This window comes from Pseudomonas sp. NPDC089758 (assembly GCF_044748705.1).
Taxonomy (GTDB): domain Bacteria; phylum Pseudomonadota; class Gammaproteobacteria; order Pseudomonadales; family Pseudomonadaceae; genus Aquipseudomonas; species Aquipseudomonas putida_X.
On record NZ_JBIVGN010000010.1, the window covers coordinates 195,108 to 211,165 of the forward strand.

Sequence of the window (16,058 nt, forward strand, 5' to 3'; positions counted from 1 at the left end):
CTCACCCACCTAATCTTTCTAGTGTGCTCCATGACTGTCACGGCCTCAATTTTCATGAGCCTTGCAATAATGACATATATAGCACATCGCAAAATCGATTACATTGAAGGCTTTTTGTTAAATTGCAAAGCAGTACACGGCGAAAAGAAAATATGGCTACATGCCGGCCTGTTTGGAAAGCTCCTTCGTCTTTCCAATGTCTCATTCATCCTGCTCATCCCCAAAATTTACGCGCGTAAAAATCTCGTGGATATCAAGGAAGTAAATAGTCTACCCTCAAAAATCAAAAAACCGCTCATCATCTTGGGTGCTGCGAATTTAATATTAACCATTGCATTTTTTGGATTAGGAATTTTCATGCATTACTTACCCCCCTTGCCTCAATAATGGTTAAAAAAATCGCGTTACGGGCAACCTGCCCTCTGGTGCGCAGTTACAGAGGGAAGGCCGCCCGGCCCGCGATGAAGTCCACCTCGCTCGTCAATCCTTCTTGCGGTAGCCCTCGACGATCGCCGAGAAATCTTTGCCACCCTCGCCGCGCAGGCTCATCGCCTGATACAGCTGCTGGGCCACAGCTCCGAGAATGACTGGTTGGTGCACCTGGCGCGCGGCTTCGGTCGCCAGCCCCAGGTCCTTGAGCATCAGCTCGGCACCAAAGCCACCGGTATAGCCGCGGGATGCCGGGGCGGTTTCGATGATGCCCGGCCAGGGGTTGTAGGTGTCGGAGCTCCAGCAACGCCCGGTCGAGCTGTTGATGATGCCGGCCAGTACCTTGGTGTCGATCCCCAGCGCATTGCCCAGCGCCATGGCCTCGGCCACGCCGATCATCGAGATGCCCAGCAGCAGGTTGTTGCAGACCTTGGCAATCTGCCCGGTGCCGACCTCACCGCAGTGCACGATGTTGCGGCCCATCTGTTCCAGTACCGGCTTGAGCGTGGCAAAAAGCGCTGCGCTGGCACCGACCATGAACGTCAAGGTGCCTGCCGCCGCGCCGCCAGTGCCGCCGGAAACCGGCGCATCGCCCATGTCCACACCTTTGGCCGCCGCGGCCTTGCACACCTCGCGCGCTGTCTGCGGGTCGATGGTGCTGCAGTCCACGGTCGGTGTGCCCGGGCGCACGCCCGCCAGCACGCCGTCTTCGTTCAGGTAGACACTGCGCACATGGGCTGCAGCCGGCAGCATGGTGATCACCAGCTCGCTGTTGGCTGCCGCTTCCTTGGGCGAGGCGCTGACCTGCCCGCCCAGTTCGGCGAGCTCGGCCAGTACGGTCTTGTTCAGGTCGAACAGGTTCAACTGGTGCCCGGCCTTGATCAGGTTGCGGGCCATGGGGGCGCCCATGTTGCCCAGGCCGATGAATGCGATACGCATGGCGATCTCCTTAGCGCAGGCTGATGGTGGTGTTCACACCGTCATTGACGCTGTCGTCATCGAACCAGCGGGCGGTGACGGTCTTGGTCTGCGTGTAGAACTGCACCACCTGCTTGCCGTACGGGCCGAGGTCACCGAGCTTGGAGCCACGCGACCCGGTGAAGCTGAAGAACGGCACGGGTACCGGGATCGGGATATTGATACCGACCTGGCCGATGTCGATTTCGCTCTGGAACTTGCGCGCCGCCGCGCCGCTCTGGGTGAACAGGCCTGTGCCGTTGCCGAACGGGTTGGCGTTGACCAGGGCGATGGCTTCGTCGAGGGTGTCGACTGTCAGGGTCACCAGAACCGGGCCGAAGATTTCCTGGGTGTAGACCTGCATATCGGTTGTCACACCGGAGAACAGGGTCGGGCCGACGAAATTGCCTTGCTCGTAACCCGGGACCGTCACATCGCGGCCATCGAGTTCCAGCTTGGCGCCTTCCTTGATACCGCTTTCGATCAGCCCCAGCACACGCTCCTTGGCACGCTTGGAGACGAGCGGGCCGACATCGGTGCCCGGCTCGCTGCCGGCGTTGACCCTGAGCTTGCTGGCCGCGTCCTTGATGTCGGGCAGCCATTCACGTGCCTTGCCCACCAGCACCGCCACCGAGGTGGCCATGCAGCGCTGGCCCGCGGCGCCGAAGGCGGCACCGACCAGGGCGTTGATGGTCTGGGTACGGTTGGCATCGGGCAGGACCACGGCGTGGTTCTTGGCCCCCATCATCGACTGCACGCGTTTGCCGTGCTGGCTGCCCAGGTTGTACACATGGGTGCCGACTTCGGTGGACCCGACGAAGGAGATCGCCTTGATATCCTTGTGCGTGCATATCGCATCCACGACCTGCTTGCCGCCGTGGACCACGTTCAGCACACCGGCCGGCACCCCGGCTTCCAGCGCCAGCTCGACCAGCATCATGGTCGACAGCGGGTCCTGCTCGGACGGTTTGAGCACGAAGGTGTTACCGCAGACGATGGCCATGGGGAACATCCACAGGGGGATCATCGCCGGGAAGTTGAACGGGGTGATGCCGGCGCACACGCCGATGGGTTGGCGCAGCGTGTAGGTGTCGACGCCGCCGGCGACGTTTTCGGCGAACTCGCCCATCTGCAAGGTGCCGATGGAGGCGGCGTGCTCGACCACTTCCAGGCCTCGGAAGATATCACCTTCGGCATCGGCAATGGTTTTGCCCTGCTCGGCGCTCAGGGTCAGGGCAATGCGCTTGCTGTGTTCGCGGATCAACGCCTGCAGCTTGAGCATGATGCGCATGCGTGCGCCGATCGGGGTGTCGCGCCAGGTCTTGAAAGCGCGCTCGGCAGCCGCCACGGCGGCATCCACTTCTTCGACGGTGGCGAACGGCACCCGCGCCAGCACCTGCTGGGTGGCCGGGTTGACGATGTCGCGCCATTCGGTGGTCTTGGACTCGACCCACTGGCCGTCGATCAGCAGCTTGACCTGCTCGACCTTGGTCTGGTCGGGGGATTGGGGTGCGTTCATCTGCGTTCTCCTTGGAATTATTGTCAGGACGAGATCGCCAGCGCCGTGCAAACGCGAGGTGGCGTCATGGGGCTTTTTTCGAGTATAGATGTGCAAACATCCAACAAGAACGCACAAAAAAACCGGATCAACATGCAAAAAGACCTGACCTCCCTCAGTTCGCTGAACTGGGACGATTTGAAGTTCTTCCTCGAAGTGGCACGCACCCGCAAGGCCAGCAGCGCGGCCAAACGCCTGAGCGTCGACTACACCACGGTGTCGCGGCGCATCACTTCGCTGGAAGGTGCGTTGGGTACCCTTCTTTTCGAGAAATCCCGGACCAATGGCTTTGTCCTGACTGCCGAGGGGCAGCGCTTGCTCGGTTATGCGGAGTCGATCGAAAGCACGCTGCACATGGCCTGCGAACAGGTGTCAGGTTCAGGTGTGGCGTTGTCGGGCCATGTGCGCATGGGCTGTACGGAAGGCTTCGGCAGCTTTTTCGTCACCCCGCAGTTGAGCCATTTCGTCGATGCCTACCCGGCGATATCGGTGGATATTCTGCCGCTGCCGCATTTCATCAGCCTGTCCAAGCGCGAGGCGGACATCGTCATCGCCTTGGAGCGGCCCGAGCATGGGCCGTATGTGTGCTGCAAGCTATGCGACTACCGGCTGCGGCTGTATGCGACCCAGGATTATCTGGACAACCATGCGCCGATCGACCAGGTCAGCGACCTGGTTGGCCATCCGTTCATCAGCTATGTGGATGACCTGGCGTTCAGCTCCGAGCTGCTGTACCTGGCCAATCTGATTCCCAACGCCAGCGCGCACCTGCGCAGTACCAGTGTGATCGCACAGTACACGGCGGCGTTGCAGGGGCGAGGGTTGGCGATCTTGCCGTGTTTTCTGGCGGCGCAGGATGCGCGCCTGGTCACGGTGTTACCTGAGCAGATCGAGGTGACGCGACAGTTCTGGATGTATTGCCGGGAGGATTTGCGCAAGCTCAAGCGCATTACCCTGTTGTGGGATTACATTCGTGGGGTGACCGAGGCGAATGCACCATTGTTGATGGGGCAAACGCGTGAGATGCGTTTCGCTCAGCAGTAAAGGGGCTGCTCTGCAGCCCATCGCCGGCAAGCCGGCTCCCACCACGACCGCGCAGTTCTTCAGGCCTGCGCTCTACCTGTGGAAGCAACTGTCTTGCCCAATTGCTAGAAGCCACCGCAACCGCGCAGTTCTTCGGGCCTGCGCTTTACCTGTGGAAGCAACTGTCTTGCCCAATTTCGCAAAGCCGGCGCAAATCCATGTGGGAGCCGGCTTGCCGGCGATGAATGCAACGCGGATATCAGTAAGACGCCACCACAATCGATACCCGCCGGTTCTCGGTACGCCCAAGGCGGGTGCGGTTATCCGCTACCGGCTGAGTGCTGCCCAGGCCTCGGGTCTGAATGTTTTGGGTAGGCATGCCGATGCCGATCAACACCTTGGCCACACTCTGCGCCCGCCGCTCTGACAGCTGCTGGTTGTACGCCGCCTTGCCTGACGCATCGGCATGGCCGTCGACCCGCACGCCCTGAATGCCAACACCCAGCAACGCCTTGCCGATACGTTCGACAATCGCCTGGCTCTGGCCATTGAGGCTGTCCACGTCACTGCCGAACAGCACCTTGCCCGACAGATCGAACGCCCAGCCCTCATCAGTGGGGGCAAACCCCTCGCGCTTGAGCACAGCGACCTGTTCGGCCGTCAGCCCTTTCCGGGGTGTGCTCTGGCAACCCGTGAGCGCCAGCAAAACCAGCAGCAAGGCGATGAAGGGAAAATGCAAACGCTGTATCACGGTTCAGCTCCTGTTCTTGATTTCAGCGGCGGACCGTTCCGTCTGCGCCGCGTGCCAGTGGCCACGGCGCATGCGCTTGGCCTGGTACATCGCCGCATCAGCGGCATCGAGGAGGCTGGCGGGGTCGTCGCCATCCTCCGGGTAATAGGCAATCCCGACGCTGAGCGAAGTGGTAATGCTGCCCCCGCTGTCGAGCTGAATCGGCAGCGCCATGCTGCTGATGATCTTGTCAGCGATACGTTCAGCATCTGTGCGCGACTGCAGCGGTGTCAGCAGCACGGCGAATTCATCCCCGCCAAGGCGCGCCACCAGGTCATGCTCACGCAGTTGCGCCCGCACGCGGTCGGCGACGTTGATCAGCACCTGGTCCCCGACCGCGTGGCCGAGGTTGTCGTTGATCTGTTTGAAGTGGTCACTGTCGAGGAACAACAGCGCCATATGGTCTTGCTGCCGGGCGGCATTGCGCACGCTGCGGTTGAGCCGGCCCTCGAAGAACGCACGGTTGTGCAGGCCGGTGAGGCTGTCGTGGCTGGCCTGGTGGGCCAAGGTGGCGTTTTCGTTCTGCAGGTGGCCATGCCAGATTTCCAGTTCGTCCAGCAAAGCGTTGAAGTCATTGCCCAGTTCATTGAGTTCCGCGATCGGCGCTTGCGGCACACGGCGGTCGAAGCTGCGCTCGCGACGGGCGGCGTGGGCGACGCTGGCCAGGCTACGCAGAGGGCGGACGATATCGCCGAGCATGCGCCGGGACAGGTACTGGGCGACAAAAGCGCTGAGGGCTGTGCAGAACAGGATGCCGCCCAAGCCGCTGAGCAGGAACAGCAGCAGGCTGCGGCCTTGGCCGACCAGCTCGATGTGCCCGACCTTCTGTTGCTGATGCATGATCGGCAGGTTGATGGGCTCACTCAGCAAGGCCTTTGCCACTTGCGCTTCCAAGGGCGCGAGCATGCCGTTGTCGTTGCGCTGCCAATGCGCCAACTGCTTACCGTCATTGTTGAACACCTTGGCATCGGCCACTTCTTCGGTTCTGGCAATCAGCTCCAAGGCCTCGTTGGCCGCGCCACTGTCGTCGAACACCACGGCGGCTTCGACGGTGTAATTGATCGAGCGGGCGATCAAGTGCAGGTTGTGGTTGGCGTACACACGCAAGGCAAGCACACCCAGCACTGTCAGCGAGATACCGGCAAGGCCGGCGGCCAACACGGCGACGCTGAGGTGACCCCGGCTCAGTACCGAGCGCAGGGTCGGGCGGACGCCACTTTTTCTGCTCGCCCTCATGGTTGCACCGCCCGGCGCCGCGACAACTGCAGCACGCTGGGGTGAATACGCACGCCCGAGCGTGCCACAGAGTCGAGGTTGACCTCGAATGCAACCTGCTGGTCGCTGACCCGCAGGCAGAACAGGGTACCGACCGTGCACGGGTCGTCGGCTTCACTGATGCTCAATACAGGGTGGTTACTGACGGCCTGGAACAACCGATCGCGCTGGCCTTGGTCGAGCTTGCCGATGTATACGGCGTCACACGCGTGGGCGATCTCCCGGTCATCAGCAAGCAGACGGCGCACTTGCAGCGGTTGGCCGGAGTTCTGCAGGTTGCCTTTGATCAGGTCGTCGGTGTACTCGGTAGGGCCGACGAGGCACAACCGCAGCGGCACCGGTTCGACTGGCCAGCGTGCGTAACTCAAGATACCCAATACAACCTGAGTCACGGCCTCGGCACGTTGCAGGGCCTGCGCAGCAGTGGCCGAATCATCCGCATGAACAGGGCTGGCCAATAGCGCCAAGAGGGTCAGCAAGCGCGAAAGCGCACCGCCCGTCACACGTCTGCCAACCACTGTCATGTGGGAAATCTCTTAAGTCCCTTCAGATGTGGCGCAACGATAGCACAACGCCGTTTTCGCTGTGGAAGCGCCCTGTCACGGCGCACGGCAGCGTCCACAGCAATGCATCACACCTGCTCGAGCATCAAACCGGAGATACGCCGCACCCTGCGCGCCACCGCTTCTTCGAAGATGCCCTGCCGTGGCTCGACCAGGCTGAAGCAATGCTTGGCCCGGGTAATACCGGTGTATACCAGCTCTTTGGTCAGCACCGGGTTGAGCGCATCGGGCAGTACCAACGCGGTGTGGCTGAACTCAGAGCCCTGGGACTTGTGGACGGTCATGGCGAATACCGTTTCCACCTCGTTGAGCCGGCTGGGCAGCACGAAACGCACCCCGCCACTGCCGTCGTTGCGTGGGAAGGCCACACGCAGCAGCGGCTCGCCTTGCTCGTCCGGCAAGCGCAGGGCGATGCCGATGTCACCGTTCATCAGGCCCAGACCGTAGTCGTTACGCGTCACCAATACCGGGCGCCCTTCATACCAAGGCTGCTGGCTGTCGATCAGCCCGGCGCTGTGCAGCACTCGCGCCACCCGCTCGTTGAGCCCCTCCACCCCCCAGGCGCCCCTGCGCACCGCGCACAGCAACTGGAAGTCCTCAAAGCTGCGCAGCACCTTGCCAGCCCACTGCTCCCAGAGCGGATCGTCGAAAGCACTGCCAGGCGCTGGACGATGCCGGCCAATGGTGCGCAGGTAGCTGCGATAGCCTTGTGGCCCATCGGCGCCGCGGTTCAGGCCGTCGAGTATCAGCCGATCAAAGGCGCGGTCGTGCTCGCCGCGCAGGGCCAGGCCGAATACATCGGCCGGCGGCATCGTCAACAGATCGCGGGCCGCCTGGGCTTGCTGGCGGTTGACCAGGCGCGCCAGCTGGCCGATGCCGCTGCCTTCGCCAAAGCGCCTGGAAAAACGCAGCATCACGACTTGCTGTGCCAAAGGGTTGCGTTGCGCGTCGCCGGCCTTCAGCCCGCTCTCGGCCAACGACTGACCGCCAATCTGCTCCAGCCATGCTTGGGTAGCGGGTGAGTAGCAGCCCTCTTCGGCATCCCGGCACAGGTCGCCCAGCACCGCACCCGCCTCGACCGAGGCCAGCTGGTCCTTGTCACCCAACAGGATCAACCGGGCTTTGGGGGGCAAGGCATCGAGCAGGTTGGCCATCATTTCGAGGTCGATCATCGAGGCTTCATCCACCACCAGGACATCCAGCGGCAGCGGGTTGCCTGCATGGTGACGGAAGTGGCGAGAGCCCGGGCGGCTGCCGAGCAGCCGGTGCACGGTACTGACATCGGTAGGAATCTGCCGGCGGACATCGGCACTGACCTGCAAACGCTCGACCTGCTGACCGATGGACTCGGTCAGGCGCGCTGCAGCCTTGCCGGTGGGCGCGGCAAGGCGAATGCGCAGCGGCCTGCCCTGCTCGACTGCAGGCGCCTGCAGCAAGGCCAGCAGGCGCACGACTGTGGTGGTTTTGCCGGTGCCCGGCCCACCGGTGATGATGCTGAAGCCGGCGCGGGTGGCGAGGGCACACGCCAGTTTCTGCCAATCCACCTGGCCGGCCAGAGCACCTTCATCAAACAACTGCGCCAGGCGCGCAGGCAGGTCTGCGGGGGTGCCCTCGTCTTGGCCCAGGCGCTGGCGCAGGGTTTCGTCGATCTGCCGCTCGTAACTCCAGTAGCGGCGCAGGTAGAGACGTTCACCGCTGATCACCAATGGCCGGGCCTCATGGCCAGGGGTATCGCCAGCCGCCACCAGGGTGCTGGCAGCAATGCGCTTGCGCCAGGTGTGCAGGTCGAGGTTGGCGAGCAACTGCGACGGCAGCAGCAACGGCCCTGCCAGGGCATCGCCTTCCGGCGGCAGCGACAGGGCGAAATCCGGCTCGGCCAGGGTTTGCTGCAGGTCCAGGCAGACATGCCCGTGGCCCAGCTGATGGCTGGCCAAGGCAGCGGCCAGCAGCAACAGCGGATCGCTGCCGGGGGCGCGCTCTTCCAGAAAGGACACGAATGCACGGTCCAGCGCCCGCAACCAGCCGCGCTCAACCCAGCGGTCGAGCAGTTGCAGCAGGTCTGCGCTGTTGCGTTGTGGCGCCAGCGTCAGCAGGTGCTCGGCGTTCAGTGGCGTAGGCAAGAGGTCATCAAGGGTGCGACTCATGGCGCAGCTCCGGCGAACAGGTCGTGTTGTTGAGGCGCATGCACGCCACGGAACAGCGCATCGAGTGCTTCGATCAACTCACGTGGCGGCTTGGCGAAGTACACGCCGTGGCCGCTGCTGCTGGCGCCGCGCAAGAAGATGAACAGCGCACCGCCCACATGCTGGTCATAATCGTAATCGGGCAGCCGGGCACGCAACTGGCGATGCAGGGCCAGCAGATAAAGCACGTACTGCAAGTCGTAGCGGTGCTCCAGGATCGCCTTTTCCATGGCCTGCGTGTCATAGGCCTGGGTATCCGGGCCAAGCCAGTTGGACTTGTAGTCGGCCACGTAATAGCGGCCATCGAGCTCGAACGCCAGGTCGATGAAGCCTTTGAACATGCCGTTGAGCAGCGTCGGCTGAGCGGCGGGGCGCGCTGCGCCTGGATGGGTGTGGCGGGCGACCAACTGGTCAAGCTGCTGGGCATCGACCTGATGGCTGGCGAACCAGAACTCCATTTCTATCTGATAGTGCTGCAACTGCGCCAACCTCAGGCTCATGTCACGGGCAGGCAGTGGCTCGTTCAGCAGTTGCTGCAACCATTGGCTCAGTGCCGGGATCCAGCCAGTCCAATCGCGCCGGTTGCAGCGCTGGCCGACGGTGCGCTCGACCAGTTTGGGGTTGGCGGCGACCTCGGCGAAGCCTTCGCGCCCGGCCCACTCGAGCAAACCATGGAGGAAGGTGCCGGGGTTCGGCCCGCGTGGGAAGCGGTGGATGTCGCCGCCGTCGGCGGGCACCTCGCGGGGCAGCTGAATAGCACCCGCCTCATCGTCGAGCAACTGCTGGGCCAGGGAGCTGTCGGCACCCAGTGTCTGTTCACCCACCCGCAAGGCGCTGTAGGACGCGATCCACCAATGCTCCGCTGCTGCACGACGAGGCTTGCGTGCAGGCTGCAGCTCGCGTTCGGCATGGGGCGTGCGGTAGCGTTGTTCGTCTGCCTCTGGCAGGCCGGGGCAGGCAATGTGCGGGCAGCCGGCCAGCAAGCTCTGCAGCCAGTCCGCCAGTTGCGCCGAGCCCTGCAGCGGTTCACCGCCGCCAAGCAGATAGCCGAGAGCGGAGCGGTGCAGCTGCGAGCTTTTCTGGTTACCGCGCTTGAGGTCGGCAACGCCCAGCCAGCATGCATGCTGGGCACGGGTGAGGGCGACGTAGAGCAGGCGCAGGTCTTCCGCGAGGCGCTCATCATCGGCCAAGGCAATCTGCGTCGGGTCGGGGGTCAGGGTCAGTTGCGCCTGCCCTTGGCTGTCGTGCCAGGCCAGCGGCAGGCGACTACCGTCGACCGGTTTGCTGGTGCAGATGAACGGCAGGTAGACCAAGGGGTATTCCAGGCCTTTGGATTTGTGGATGGTCACCACCTTGACCAGCTGTTCGTCGCTCTCCAGGCGAAGGATCTGGTCTTCACTGGCCTGGCCGGCGTTGGCCAAGTGCTCGGCCAGATGGCGGATCAGCGCTTGCTCGCCATCCAGTTCGCCCGCCGCTTGCTGCAGCAGCTCCGCCAGGTGCAGCAGGTTGGTCAACACCCGCTCGCCATCGCTGCGGGCAACCAGCGTACGCGGCAACTGAAAATCGTGCAGCAGGTGCCGCAACATCGGTAGTACGCCCTGGCGCTGCCAGGTGTCGCGGTAGCGGCGAAAACGCATGACCCAGTCCTCCCAGACCCGCTCGTCCTGGTTCAACTGGTCCAGCTCGGCCAGCGACAGGTCCAGGGTCAGGCTGGCCAAGGCGGCCTTGAGCAGGCGCTCGGAGTCCGGCTCGGCGCAAGCCTTGAGCCAGGCCAGCAGGTCATGCGCTTCCTGGGCGGCGAAGACCGAGTCCTTGTCGGACAGGTACACGCTGCGAACGTCACGGGCGGCAAGTTCGGCTCGCACCAACTGCGCCTCATGGCCGTCACGTACGAGAATGGCGATGTCAGAGGGCAGGCAGGGGCGCAGTTCGCCGTCAGCCTTGCTGAAACCGCTCTGGCCGCGCTGGGCACTGTTGAGCAGGACGACGATGTGGCTGGCGCAGCTGGCCGCCAGTTGCTGCCGGTACAGTGTGCTGGAGACGGGGTCTTCGCTCTCCAATTGCCAACACTGCAGGGCCGGGATTGCCTGGCCGTCGATCAACAGGCGTTCGCTGCGCCCCTTGGCGCGTACCTCGATGAACGGCAACGGGTTGTCATGGCCTTCGCGGAACAGGAAGGCGCCCCGCCCTTGCTCACGGGCTTCGGCCTGCAGGAACACCTGATTGACAGCGGCCACCATTGCTTCACTGGAGCGGTAATTGGTGTCCAGGCTGTGCAGCCGTCCGGCGGTGGCGCGCCGCGCGGACAGGTAGGTGTAAATGTCGGCGCCACGGAAGGCATAGATGGCCTGCTTGGGGTCGCCGATCATGAACAAACCGGTTTCCTCACGATTTTCGCTGATGCGGTAGATGCGCTCGAAGATGCCGTACTGAACAGGGTCGGTATCCTGAAATTCGTCGATCAGGGCTACCGGGAACTGTTCGCGAATCAGGCCTGCCAACCTATCGCCGGCTTCACTGGCCAACGCATGTTGCAGGCGCAGCAGCATATCGTCGAAGCCCATCTCGGCGCGGCGGCGCTTTTCCACCTCGAAGCGCGCCGAAACCCAGGCGGCGGCGTGCTCGAGCAGGCGGGCATCGGGGCTGGCCAAGGCCTGTAGCTGTTGAGGCAGATCGTGCATGGCGTGCAAGGCCGGGTGATCTGGAGGCTCACCGATTTTCCAGGCTTCGGCCATGCCAGCCGGGGTCAGGCGCGTAAAGCCAGTCCCCAGGTCAAGCTCCACTATCTGCTCATCAGCTGCCCAGGCGCGCAACTTGTCGAACCAGGGTTCGAAGAAGCGCGCCTGCAGTTTGCGCCCGTCGACCTGCTTTGCGGCGACGGCGTCCCGGCAGATCTGTTGCAACTGCTCGGCCCACTGCGCCCACGGGGCTTTGAGTTGGTACAACTGATCGGCGCGCTCCAGCAGCGCTGCATCGATCAGCGCTTGCGGTTCTTGCTCATCCTGCTGGGCACGCACGCGACCAAACAATGGGCGGATCCGGGGCAACAGTGCATCGGGGCTGCCCCAATGGCTGCGCACCCAGCCCAGCGCCGCGCCGTGCATGCCGTAGCAGAAACGCCGCCAGTAGTCGCGCATGACCTGGCCCAGCAGGTCGCTGTGGTCGGTTTCCAGGCTCTGGGTGAACAGGCTGCCGCTGTCGAAGGCATGTTCGCGAAGCATGCGCTGGCACCAGCCATGAATGGTCGAGACTGCCGCTTCGTCCATCCACTGTACGGCGATCTCCAGGCGGTTGGCGCAGCGAGGCCAGTGCTCCTGTGGATAATCGTCACGTAGCTGGTGCAACAGCGGGTCGGCTTCTGGCAGCTCGCCGCGAAAGAAGCGTGCAGCCTCGGCCAGGCGCGCGCGAATACGCTCGCGCAGTTCCTTGGTGGCTGCATCGGTGAAGGTCACCACGAGGATCTGCGGTGGCAGCAGTTCGCGGGCAAAAGCGTGCTCGCCGCCATGGCCAAGTATCAGCCGCAGGTAAAGGGCTGAAATGGTGAACGTCTTGCCGGTACCGGCACTGGCTTCGATCAGTTGGCTGCCATGCAGGGGAAAACTCAGTGCCAGGGGACGGACCTGGGTCATGCGCCACTCTCCGGGTTGCCCAGCGTCTGCCAGGCTGCGCTGTATAACGGGCGGTACAGGGTTTCGCACCAGCCTTCAAAGGTTTCGTCGGCACTGAGTGCGGCGAAGTCACGAAATTGTCGGGCCAGGGCCAGGCTTTCGCTGCGCTCACCGAAACTGGTGCGGCCATCACCTTCGTATGCACGGGCGGCTGCGACGAGGGCTTTGTCAGGATCGTCCTGGGCCAGCCAGGCGAACGCTGTCTTGGCGGCAACCGGCAGCGGCGCATTCATTGCGGCCTGGCGTGACACCAGCAAATGGCCGAGCTGCTCAGCAGCTTGGTGTTGTGACAGTGGCGCAAGCAGCAAGGTGATGTCGCTGGCCAACAGGGCGCTATACAGTGGATAGCCTTCGGCGCAGGCCGCCAGGTGCATGACCCAACTGGCGATCAGCCGGTGCCACTTGAGACTGTTACGCCCGGCGCTGATGGTGTTGGGCACCGTGGTGATGCTCAACAGGCTTTGGTCGGCGGCCTGGTAGACCCGGCCAAGCCAGCCCTCCAGGCGATGACTGCCCTGTTCGAAATTGATCGGCAGCGCGCCCTCTACCACCTCGGGCCAGCGCTGCAACAACTGGCGATGGCGTTGCAGCAGGTCGGGCAGCGGCTGAATCAGTTCTGCCTGTAAAAGCTCACCGAACCCGGCCAACGGCAGCATGCCGCATGCCTGCAGCCGGCGCGCCTGGGCTTGCAGCGCATGCTCGGCGTTTTCCGGGTCGGCCAGCGCCGCCCCGAGCAGGCTTTCGCTGGCGCTGTAGCGCTGCAGGGCGTCGAGGACGAACGGCTCCTCATCTGGCGTCGGCGCCTCCAGCGCCTCGAAAAACACTTTCAGCCGCTGGCTGAAGAAGTGCCGCACCGGATTACGCAGAAAATCCTGCAGTTGTGTGAGCGTCAGGGCTTCATCGCCCACGTAGGGTGGCAGGCCAATGTCTGCCTGTTCGCCCTCATCGCTGACCTGGTGCAGCAGCTGCCATTCATGGGCGTAGCTGAACAAGGCGCTGCCTTTCTGGAAATAACGCGGGCTGAAGGGCTGCAGCGGGTGCTCTTGCGTCAACCCATGCAACAACTGCTCGCCCGCGTGCTGGCTGTCCCTGCCACCGGCCAGCCGCCAACCTGCAGCCAGGTGATCGCGCAGTTGGCCTATGAGCACGGATGCCGGACGCTCGCTGTTGTCGCGGATGCTCCGGCCGACCCAGCTGATGTATAGCTGATCGCGCGCGGACAACAACGCCTCGAGCAGCAGGTAACGGTCATCCTCCCGGCGCGAGCGGTCGCCGGGGCGGTAATCACTGGCCATCAGGTCGAAGTCCAGCGGCTGCTGGGCGCGCGGGTAATCGCCATCATTCATGCCCAGCAGGCAGACCACCCGGAACGGGATGGCACGCATTGGCATGAGGGTGCAAAAGTTTACCGAACCGGCAAGAAAACGCTGGGAAAGCTTGCCCTGATCCAGGCCTGACAACCACGCCTCGCGTATAACGGTGAGGGGTAGCACGTCTTGCAAGCCGACGGTCTCGCACACCTCCAGCCAGCTATCGCGCAGCTCCTGCAGTTGCATGAGCAGGAACTCGTCATGTTCGCCTTCTGCCAGGAAGAACACTTGCAACAACGCGTTCAGCCGCTCGCCCCATTGGGCAGCAGTGGCTGGCTGTGAGAGGGCATGGTTGGCCACATCCAGGGCGTCGAGCAACGCCACCAACGGGCCGATCAGCGCAGCATCCAGCCCGCCGATTTCATCGTAGGGTTCGATACCGTCACAGCCCTCCCCCATACCGACGGCATAACCCAACAACATACGCCGCAGGCCGAACCGCCAGCTGTTCTGCTCAAGGCCTTCGGGCAGGCCCAAGGCCGCTCGCTGCTCGGCATTGAGCCCCCAGCGGATACCGGCACCTTCGATCCAGCGGTGCAGCGTGGGCAGGTCGCTTTCGCGGATCCCGAAACGGGCTCGCACAGCCGGTACGTCCAGCAGATCGAGCACCTCGCTGACGGCGAAACGGCTGTCTGGCAGCTTGAGCAGATGCTCCAGGGCAATCAGCAAGGGATCCCGCCCGCGCTGGCCCTGATCGGTCAGGGTAAAGGGGATGTAACGCGGGTCGTTACGCTGGAGCTGGCCGAACACGGCGCGGATATGCGGTGCATAGGTGTCGATCGCCGGGAGCATGACAATGACGTCACGCGGGCGCAGGGTGGAGTCGGCACTGAAGCGGGCCAACAACTGGTCGTGCAGGATCTCGACTTCGCGCTGTGGGCTGTGGGCGATATGGAAGCGGATGGAGCGGTCTTTTGTCAGAACCACCTCAGGCCACAGCTCACGGGTTTCGGTAAGCGGGCGCAGTTCGAGGATATCGTCCTGCAGCTGCTTGAGCAGTGTCGTCGGCTCGCTTTCGCTGAACAAGTCGATGCGCCCGTCGCTGAATGCGCCCTGGTAGCTGCCTGGGTCGTCATAACTGTCGAGCAGGTTGATGTAGTCCCGCCCCTGTTTGCCCCAGGCGGCCAGCAAGGGGTGGGCGTGCTGGTGCAAGGACTCGTCATCCAGTTGCACGGGCATGCCCTGTTTGCGTTGCTGGCGCTTGTACTGGTGGCGCAGCAGGTCCTTGTCGGCGACGATGTCCGCCCAGTGGTGGCGACAAGGGTTGTGCACACACAGCAATACCTGGCTGAAGCGTGCGAGGCCTGCCAGCGCTTCCAAGGCTTGGGCAGGCAGGGATGAGATACCGAATACGATTACCCGTGAAGGCAGGCGCGCAGGGGGCTGCTCAAGGCTGTTGATACGTTCGATGAACCGCTGGTGCACCCCTGCCCGGCTTTGGGCCATGCCTTGTTCACCCACATCCTCGAGCAGGGCCCGCCACAGCTCTGCCTGCCAGCGGTTGCCAGGCGCCAGAGGCTTGCGTTCGCCACGGGCGGTATTGAGGACGTGCTGCCCGGCTGCCCAGTCCTTCAGCCAGTCGGCACGATAGACCTGGTATTGGTCGAACAGGTCAGCCAGGCGCTCTGCAAGCTGATAGCGTTTGCGCAGATCGCCGTCGTCAGTGAGGAAGCGTCGCAACGGCTCGAAATGCGGGCGCTCGATCAACGCGGGTAGCAAACGCATGAGTCGCCAGGTCAGCGGGGCCTTGTCGAGCAGGGAAACTTCCGGGATTTCGTCACGCCCGAGGACTTTTCTGTACAACTGCCACATGAAGCTGCCTGGCAACTGCACTTCGATGGCAGCAGCGATCCCACAGCCGCCTTGGTCATCTTCGAGTGGGTCCTCGGCCAAGGCCAGCTTGAGCCACTGGGCGATACCATTGCTCTGCACCAGGGCAATTTCGTTTTCCAGGGGGGCCAGCGGATAGCGCCGCATCCAGCTCACCACCAGGCTGCGCAAGTCGTCCAGGCGGTTGCCGTGCACGATCATGAAGCCGGGGTGGAGTGAAGTCGGGTTGGCCATTGATGGTTCTCTGGAAGGCAGTTCGGGCTGATGGGGAACGATATCACGGCTAACCGCCGAGTCCGGGATCTGTGACAGCCAGAAAAGACAAAACCCCTACCTGCTCGCGCAGATAGGGGTTTTGCGAAATGAATCTTGACGATGACCTACTCTCACATGGGGAAACCCCACACTACCA

10 protein-coding genes are annotated in these 16,058 nt (G+C 63.2%); 2 read left to right on the forward strand and 8 right to left on the reverse strand.

All coding sequences use genetic code 11. The annotated features are described in order from the left end of the window. The first annotated feature begins 30 nt into the window (after positions 1-30). Positions 31-387, forward strand: coding sequence for a hypothetical protein (locus tag ACIPZH_RS15840; protein WP_267820917.1), 357 nt, complete (start codon positions 31-33; stop codon positions 385-387). A gap of 93 nt (positions 388-480) precedes the next feature. Here the strand turns inward: ACIPZH_RS15840 and mmsB are convergent, their stop codons facing one another. After that, complete coding sequence (gene mmsB, locus ACIPZH_RS15845) at positions 481-1,368, reverse strand: 3-hydroxyisobutyrate dehydrogenase (RefSeq protein WP_267820915.1); 888 nt, start codon at positions 1,366-1,368, stop codon at positions 481-483. 10 nt (positions 1,369-1,378) lie between these two features. Continuing rightward, a complete protein-coding gene (locus ACIPZH_RS15850; RefSeq protein WP_400636825.1) occupies positions 1,379-2,905 on the reverse strand; it encodes a CoA-acylating methylmalonate-semialdehyde dehydrogenase in 1,527 nt (508 codons plus the stop codon). A 132-nt stretch (positions 2,906-3,037) separates the two neighbouring features. Between ACIPZH_RS15850 and ACIPZH_RS15855 the strand changes: the two genes are divergently transcribed. Then, positions 3,038-3,988, forward strand: a complete 951-nt coding sequence (locus ACIPZH_RS15855) for a LysR family transcriptional regulator (protein ID WP_267820911.1) — start codon at positions 3,038-3,040, stop codon at positions 3,986-3,988. Positions 3,989-4,226: 238 nt separating this feature from the next. Here ACIPZH_RS15855 and ACIPZH_RS15860 read toward each other — a convergent pair whose 3' ends face one another. The 6 genes from ACIPZH_RS15860 to recC all read right to left on the reverse strand — a co-directional run bounded on the left by ACIPZH_RS15860 (position 4,227) and on the right by recC (position 15,880). Then, positions 4,227-4,718 carry an OmpA family protein gene (locus ACIPZH_RS15860; protein ID WP_400636826.1) on the reverse strand — a complete coding sequence of 164 codons (492 nt, stop codon included), beginning with the start codon at positions 4,716-4,718 and terminating at the stop codon, positions 4,227-4,229. A gap of 3 nt (positions 4,719-4,721) precedes the next feature. Further along, positions 4,722-5,993 (reverse strand): diguanylate cyclase domain-containing protein, encoded by a 1,272-nt coding sequence (locus ACIPZH_RS15865; RefSeq protein ID WP_400636828.1) that lies wholly within the window; start codon positions 5,991-5,993, stop codon positions 4,722-4,724. Further along, the gene (locus tag ACIPZH_RS15870) at positions 5,990-6,556 is read right to left on the reverse strand and encodes a YfiR family protein (RefSeq protein WP_400636830.1); all 567 of its coding nucleotides are present in this window, start codon (positions 6,554-6,556) and stop codon (positions 5,990-5,992) included. The genes ACIPZH_RS15865 and ACIPZH_RS15870 overlap by 4 nt, the downstream gene beginning before the upstream one ends. A 107-nt stretch (positions 6,557-6,663) precedes the next feature. Next, the gene (gene recD, locus ACIPZH_RS15875; protein WP_400636831.1) at positions 6,664-8,739 is read right to left on the reverse strand and encodes an exodeoxyribonuclease V subunit alpha; all 2,076 of its coding nucleotides are present in this window, start codon (positions 8,737-8,739) and stop codon (positions 6,664-6,666) included. Further along, positions 8,736-12,407, reverse strand: coding sequence for an exodeoxyribonuclease V subunit beta (gene recB, locus ACIPZH_RS15880; RefSeq protein ID WP_400636833.1), 3,672 nt, complete (start codon positions 12,405-12,407; stop codon positions 8,736-8,738). The genes recD and recB overlap by 4 nt, the downstream gene beginning before the upstream one ends. Further along, positions 12,404-15,880 carry an exodeoxyribonuclease V subunit gamma gene (recC, locus tag ACIPZH_RS15885; protein WP_400636835.1) on the reverse strand — a complete coding sequence of 1,159 codons (3,477 nt, stop codon included), beginning with the start codon at positions 15,878-15,880 and terminating at the stop codon, positions 12,404-12,406. Before recC ends, recB begins: the two co-directional genes overlap by 4 nt. Positions 15,881-16,058 lie beyond the last annotated feature (178 nt).

Excerpts from the sequence above, each read along its gene's own strand:
- ACIPZH_RS15840 (WP_267820917.1), top strand. The coding sequence starts at position 31 with ATGACTGTCACGGCCTCAATTTTCATGAGCCTTGCAATAATGACATAT.
- mmsB (WP_267820915.1), bottom strand. The coding sequence starts at position 1,368 with ATGCGTATCGCATTCATCGGCCTGGGCAACATGGGCGCCCCCATGGCC.
- ACIPZH_RS15850 (WP_400636825.1), bottom strand. The coding sequence starts at position 2,905 with ATGAACGCACCCCAATCCCCCGACCAGACCAAGGTCGAGCAGGTCAAG.
- ACIPZH_RS15855 (WP_267820911.1), top strand. The coding sequence starts at position 3,038 with ATGCAAAAAGACCTGACCTCCCTCAGTTCGCTGAACTGGGACGATTTG.
- ACIPZH_RS15865 (WP_400636828.1), bottom strand. The coding sequence starts at position 5,993 with ATGAGGGCGAGCAGAAAAAGTGGCGTCCGCCCGACCCTGCGCTCGGTA.
- ACIPZH_RS15870 (WP_400636830.1), bottom strand. The coding sequence starts at position 6,556 with ATGACAGTGGTTGGCAGACGTGTGACGGGCGGTGCGCTTTCGCGCTTG.
- recD (WP_400636831.1), bottom strand. The coding sequence starts at position 8,739 with ATGAGTCGCACCCTTGATGACCTCTTGCCTACGCCACTGAACGCCGAG.
- recB (WP_400636833.1), bottom strand. The coding sequence starts at position 12,407 with ATGACCCAGGTCCGTCCCCTGGCACTGAGTTTTCCCCTGCATGGCAGC.
- recC (WP_400636835.1), bottom strand. The coding sequence starts at position 15,880 with ATGGCCAACCCGACTTCACTCCACCCCGGCTTCATGATCGTGCACGGC.